The sequence below is a fragment of the Streptomyces sp. NPDC057654 genome (genome assembly GCF_042800135.1).
In the GTDB taxonomy this organism is placed as follows: domain Bacteria; phylum Actinomycetota; class Actinomycetes; order Streptomycetales; family Streptomycetaceae; genus Streptomyces.
Genome location: NZ_JBHVHQ010000547.1, coordinates 1 through 5,835, shown reverse-complemented (window position 1 = coordinate 5,835; position 5,835 = coordinate 1). Strand labels below are relative to the sequence as shown.

Here is a 5,835-nt window from a genome sequence, read left to right as displayed (position 1 = left end):
TCGGCGGCGGTCTTCTTCGCGTCGGCCTCCGCCTTCTTCTTGGCGTCGGCCGCCTTCGCCCGGGCCTCGTCCTTCGCCTGCGCGGCGAGCGAGCCGGACTGCTTGACCAGCGCTTCCTGCTGGATCTTGGTGCCGAAGGTGGTGGAGTCCTGAGCGACGGGCTTGACCGCGATCGACTGCGTGTCGCCGTTGGCCTCGGCCGAACCGGGCACAGCCGCGAAGGTCACGGCGGCGACACCGGCGGCGGCGATGCCGGCGACGGAGAACTTGTGGACCTTGGAGAGACGGCTGTAACCAGGAATGGTGGGGACGGGCATGCGGGGGTGACCTCTTCCAATCGCTTGAGTCGCAGTGGCCGGATCGGCGCGGGGAACGCCGCTTCTCGATCGACGGCGCCCTGCGACTCGGCAATTGTTAGCGGCCGCAAAAAGCTGTGGCAAAGGTGTGACGTACTACCCGACTTCGTGGAACACGGGGGTGTTCGGGTCAGTGCGAACGCCCCGCATACCCGTTCGCAACCCCCTTATGCATCCACTACTCCGGCTCGTAAGTGATCTGCGCCCTATGCGCGGGCTCACACCGGGCGCCCCCTGATCTCGCCCGGTGTGCCCGCGTGACCGCGGAGCGTGTGCCGCGGGAGGGGGATCCTCAGATCTCGACCATCACCTGGTCCAGGGACTTGCGGACCAGGTCGGGCACCTCGCAGTCCGCCGCCGGATAGCCGACGGGGATCACCGCGAACGCCTTCTCGTTCACCGGGCGGCCCAGCACCTCGCCCAGGAACCGCATCGGGCTCGGCGTGTGCACCAGCGCCGCCAGCCCCGACAGGTGCAGCGCGGAGAGCAGCATCCCGACCGCGATGCCGACCGACTCGTCCACGTAATAGTGCTTGCGCTTGGCTCCGTCCGGCCCCAGCCAGTACCGCTGCTGGAACACGACGATCAGCGCCGGGGCGTCCGTGAGGTGCGGTTTCACCTCGTCCGTGCCCAGCGGGCGCAGCGCCGTCAGCCACTCCTGGCCCAGCCGCCCCTCATAGGAGAGGTGCTCCTCGGCCTCCGCGGCCTGCCGGATGCTCCGCCGCACCTCGGCGTTCTTCACCAGGACGAAGGTCCAGGGCTGCTGATGCGCGCCGGACGGCGCGGTGGCCGCGCAGGCGATGGCGTCCTTCACCACCTGCTCCGGCACCGCGTCGGGCGAGAACTGCCGTACGGTCCGCCGCTCGTCCATCCGCTCCCGCAGCTCGGCGGCGCGGGCGAGGGACTCGGCGGCGGGCATCCGGGCCGGCCGGTAGGGCACCGTCCGGTAGGGGTCGCCGTGCGTCGGGGTCCAATTCCTCGTCGGTGTAGGCATGACCCAGAGTCTGATCCCCGAAAGGCTGATCATCAATGGGGCAGGATCAGCTGGATATCTCCGAACTCATGCCATAGATAGCCTTGTTCGATAGCTTCGGCATAGCTACTGCAAAGCAATTCCTGGCCCGCCAGCGCCTCCAGCATCAGCAGATGCGACGCCTCCGGTTCATGCAGCCCCGTCAACAGCCCGTCCACCGCCCGCACTCCGCGCTCCGGCGTCACGACGAGATCCGTCCACCCCGCCGCGGCCCGCACCACGCCGCCGGACCCGACCGGATCAGCCGGACCAGCCGGACCGGCCGCCGTCTCCAGCGCCCGTACCACCGTCGTGCCCACCGCCACGATCCGCCCGCCGCCCGCCCGCGCCGCGTTCACCAGCCACGCCGTCGACGGCGGCACCGCGAACCGCTCCGGATACGGCGGCTCGTGCGCCTCCGCCGACGCCACGCCCGTATGCAGCGACACCGGCGCGATCTGCACGCCGCGGCTCACCAGCCGCGCCACCAGACGCTCGGTGAACGGGCGGGCCGCGCTCGGCATCTCCGCCGACCCGAAGCCGTCGGCGTCGGGCACCGCGAAGACGCTCTGGTACGCGGAGAGCGGCTGATCCCGTTCCGTATAGCCGTAGCGGATCGGCCGGCCGTGCCGGTGCAGCACCGGCTCCGCCTCCGCGGACGGCCGCGCCCACCACAGCCGGTCGCCCGCCGGATCCACCGGCCCCTCCAGTACGAGCCGCAGCCCGCCCGGCAGCGTCACCACCGCCCACGTCAGATCGCCCGTCCGCCGCCCCGTCGTGCCGCGCCCGTCGGGCCGGCGCACCTCCACCGACCAGCGGCCGTCGTCCGCCCGCGTCGAGAAGTGCACCACCACCGGCTCCGCGCCGAGCCGCCCGTCCACCGCGGCGGGCAGTGTCCGCGAGGTGTTCACCACCAGCACGTCCCCGGCCCGCAGCAGCTCCGGCAGCTCGCGGAAGGCGCGGTGCGAGACCCCGCCCACGCCGCTCACCAGCAGCCGTACGTCGTCCCGGCGCAGCCCCGGCCCGCGCTGCTCGGCCGGAACCCGCGCCGACAGCTCCTCGGGCACCCGCAGTACGTCCCGCAGTCCCCCCGCCTTCACCGCCGGCCCCCGCGCCCGTCCCCGGCCGGCCCGGCGGCGAGCAGCGCCGCGGCCTCGTACCGCCCGCTCCCCGGACGCTCGTCCAGCAGCCGCAGGAAGGCCGGCGCCACCTCCTCCGGCAGCGCCCGCCCCGCGAGGTCCTCGCCGGGCTCCGCCGCCGCGTACAGATCGGTGCGCATGTCGCCGGGATCGACCCACCAGACGCGCAGCGCCTCCTCCTCCACCGCGAGCACCGCGGACAACTGCTCCAGCGCCGCCTTCGACGCGCCGTACCCGCCCCACGTCCCGTACGCCTCGACCGCCGCGTCCGAACTCACGCCGATCACCGCACCGCCCCCCGGCGCGGCCCGCAACAGCGGCAGCGCCTGCTGCACCAGCCCCAGCGCCGCCACCACATTCGTCTCCAGCGCCGCCCGCAGCCCGTCCAGCGGATGCGACTCCAGGGAGACCAGCGGCTCGGCGCCCAGCGCGCTCGCGTTGTTCACCAGCAGATCGAGACCGCCGAGCCCGCGCGCGGCGGCCACCAGATCGGCCCGGTGCCGCGCGTCCGTGACGTCCCCGGGCAGCGCCACCACCCGGCCGCCGCCTGCTGCCGCCTGCTCCTCCTTCTCCAGCGCCGCGGCGGCCTCCCGCAGCGGCCCCGCCGACCTGGCGTCCAGCACCAGATCCCAGCCGCGCCCGGCCAGCGCCGCCGCCAGCGCGCGGCCCAGCCCCTTCGACGCCCCCGTGATGATCGCCACCGGCATCGAACCCATCCCCCTTCTCGTCTTCTGCGCTTCTCTGCTTCTCCGTACGTTCCGCAGCCACCGTAGGAACGCGCCGACGACGCCCGCCTCGGCTGCCGGACCCACCCCGAGAAGGCACTTCGGCCTAGGTCACGAGAGGGAGGAGCCGTGCCTCCGCAGGCCCGATACGCCCCCGCCCGGCCGCCGGTACGGTGACCCCCATGAGCAACGGAAACGGCCAGGGCCCGCCCACCGGCCTGGCCGCGGTGAGCACCGCTCTGCTGGCCATGAGCAGACACCTGGAGGTCCACGACGTCCTCAAGACGATCGTGGTGTCCGCCCGCGAACTGCTCGACGCCGAATACGCGGCGCTCGGCGTCCCCGACGACCACGGCGGCTTCGCCCAGTTCGTCGTCGACGGCGTCAGCGACGAGGAGTGGAAGGCCATCGGCCCGCTGCCCCGCCAGCACGGCATCCTCGCCGCGATGCTCCACGAAGCCACCCCCCAGCGCCTCGCCGACGTCCGCAAGGACCCCCGCTTCGGCGGCTGGCCCGCCGCACACCCCGACATGTCCGACTTCATCGGCATGCCGGTCGCCGACGGCGACGAGGTGCTCGGCGCGCTCTTCCTCGCCAACAAGAGGTGCCCCAAGCCGGAAGGCGGCTGCGGCTTCACCGCGCAGGACGAGGAGCTGCTGCGGACGCTCGCCCAGCACGCCGCCATAGCGCTGACCAACGCCCGCCTCTACGAGCGCAGCCGCGAGCTGACCATCGCGGGGGAGCGGGCCCGCCTCGCCCACGAGCTCCACGACGCCGTCGCCCAGAAACTCTTCTCGCTGCGCCTGACCGCCCAGGCCGCCACCGCCCTCGTCGACCGCGACCCGGCCCGCGCCAAGGGCGAGCTCCAGCAGGTCGCCGCGCTGGCCGCCGAGGCCGCCGACGAGCTGCGCGCCGCCGTCGTGGAGCTGCGCCCCGCGGCCCTCGACGAGGACGGCCTCATCGCGACCCTGCGCACCCAGATCCAGGTGCTCGACCGCGCCCACACCGCCAGCGTCACCTTCGACTCGCACGGCGTACGGGCCCTGCCCGCCGCCCAGGAGGAGGCGCTGCTGCGGGTCGCGCAGGAGGCCCTGCACAACGCCCTGCGGCACTCCGGCGCCGACCGCGTCGACGTCACACTCGTACGCCGCGGCCAGGGCGCGCTGCTGCGCGTGTCCGACGACGGCCGCGGCTTCGACCCGCTCGCGGTCCGGCGGGCCGGCCGCCACCTCGGCCTGGTGTCGATGCGGGACCGGGCGAGCGGGGCCGGCGGCAGGATGACCGTGAAATCGGGGCCCGGCAAGGGCACCGCGATCGAGATGGAGGTGCCCGGTGGCTGAACACAGGGACGGCCCCAAGGCGGCCACGGGCGACGGGCGGGCGATCCGGGTGCTGCTGGTCGACGACCACCAGGTGGTACGCCGCGGGCTGCGCACCTTCCTGGAGGTCCAGGACGACATCGAGGTGGTCGGGGAGGCCGCCGACGGCGACGAGGGCGTCGCCCGCGCCGAGGAGCTCCGGCCCGACGTCGTGCTGATGGACGTGAAGATGCCCGGCATGGACGGCATCGAGGCGCTGCGCAAGCTCCGCGGCCTCGACAACCCGGCGCGGGTCCTGATCGTCACCAGCTTCACCGAGCAGCGCACCGTGGTCCCCGCCCTGCGCGCGGGCGCGGCCGGCTACGTCTACAAGGACGTCGACCCGGAGGCGCTGGCCGGCGCCATCAGGTCCGTGCACGCCGGGCATGTGCTGCTCCAGCCCGAGGTCGCCGGGGCGCTGCTGTCGCAGGACGAGACGGGCGGCGGGCACGGGCGCGGCACGACGCTGACCGAGCGGGAGCGCGAGGTGCTGGGCCTGATCGCCGACGGCCGGTCCAACCGCGAGATCGCCCGCGCCCTGGTCCTCTCCGAGAAGACCGTCAAGACCCATGTCTCCAACATCCTCATGAAGCTCGACTTGGCGGACCGCACCCAGGCCGCCCTGTGGGCCGTGCGGCACGGCATAGGCGCCTGAGGCCCTGAAGAGCCCTGAAGAGCCCTGAAGAGTCGCGAAAGCCCTGGTCGTGCGGCCTACGCACGGCCAGGGCACGTCGGCAGCGCTCTCGGGCAACTTCATACGGTCGTGTGAATGTCGGCCCGGTGGCGCAACTCGAATGGCCCAGCCCCGTTCTCCATGGCGCGCCGCGGCGATTGGGCCGCGGCCACGCGAGGAGGAACTGAGAAGTGAAGAACATGAAGAAGCTCGCCGCCATCACGATCGCCGCCGGCGGTCTGGCCGTCGCCGGCGCGGGCGTCGCCTCGGCCCACGGCGGTGCGCACGCCGGCGGCGTCGCCAAGAACTCCCCGGGAGTCGCGTCCGGCAACACCGTCCAGGTGCCGGTGCACGTCCCCGTGAACGCCTGCGGCAACTCGGTCAACGTGATCGGGGTGCTCAACCCGGTCTTCGGCAACACCTGCCTGAACCGCTAGTCGCCGCACCGCGGCCCCGCCGCACACCACCGGCCCCCCGGACGAACCGTCCGGGGGGCCGGACCCGTTCGCAGGGCCGAACGTTGATCCGATCGAGCGCAACCCGCACACGACCCGTGTCATCCACGCGACAGG

The 5,835-nt window shown here is 73.2% G+C and carries 6 protein-coding genes and 1 pseudogene; 3 read left to right on the top strand and 4 right to left on the bottom strand.

The window, feature by feature from the left end:
• The 4 genes and pseudogenes from ACFU99_RS30275 to ACFU99_RS30260 all read right to left on the bottom strand — a co-directional run.
• Nucleotides 1-317 (bottom strand): annotated as a pseudogene (locus ACFU99_RS30275) (lytic transglycosylase); the annotation flags it as partial.
• Nucleotides 318-648: 331 nt separating this feature from the next.
• Complete coding sequence (locus ACFU99_RS30270; protein ID WP_384398066.1) at nt 649-1,350, bottom strand: nitroreductase family protein; 702 nt, start codon at nt 1,348-1,350, stop codon at nt 649-651.
• Between the two features lie 32 nt (nt 1,351-1,382).
• Entirely contained in the window at nt 1,383-2,468 is a 1,086-nt protein-coding gene (locus tag ACFU99_RS30265; protein ID WP_384398064.1) for an S-adenosylmethionine:tRNA ribosyltransferase-isomerase, read from the bottom strand.
• A complete protein-coding gene (locus tag ACFU99_RS30260; RefSeq protein WP_384398062.1) occupies nt 2,465-3,214 on the bottom strand; it encodes an SDR family NAD(P)-dependent oxidoreductase in 750 nt (249 codons plus the stop codon). The genes ACFU99_RS30265 and ACFU99_RS30260 overlap by 4 nt, the downstream gene beginning before the upstream one ends.
• 200 nt (nt 3,215-3,414) lie before the next feature.
• Here ACFU99_RS30260 and ACFU99_RS30255 point away from each other — a divergent pair, with 200 nt between their 5' ends.
• The 3 genes from ACFU99_RS30255 to ACFU99_RS30245 all read left to right on the top strand — a co-directional run bounded on the left by ACFU99_RS30255 (nt 3,415) and on the right by ACFU99_RS30245 (nt 5,700).
• Entirely contained in the window at nt 3,415-4,572 is a 1,158-nt protein-coding gene (locus ACFU99_RS30255; RefSeq protein ID WP_384398060.1) for a GAF domain-containing sensor histidine kinase, read from the top strand.
• Nucleotides 4,565-5,245, top strand: a complete 681-nt coding sequence (locus ACFU99_RS30250) for a response regulator (RefSeq protein WP_384398058.1) — start codon at nt 4,565-4,567, stop codon at nt 5,243-5,245. Before ACFU99_RS30255 ends, ACFU99_RS30250 begins: the two co-directional genes overlap by 8 nt.
• Nucleotides 5,246-5,454: 209 nt before the next feature.
• Nucleotides 5,455-5,700 (top strand): chaplin, encoded by a 246-nt coding sequence (locus ACFU99_RS30245; protein ID WP_384398056.1) that lies wholly within the window; start codon nt 5,455-5,457, stop codon nt 5,698-5,700.
• The last annotated feature ends 135 nt before the right edge of the window (nt 5,701-5,835 follow it).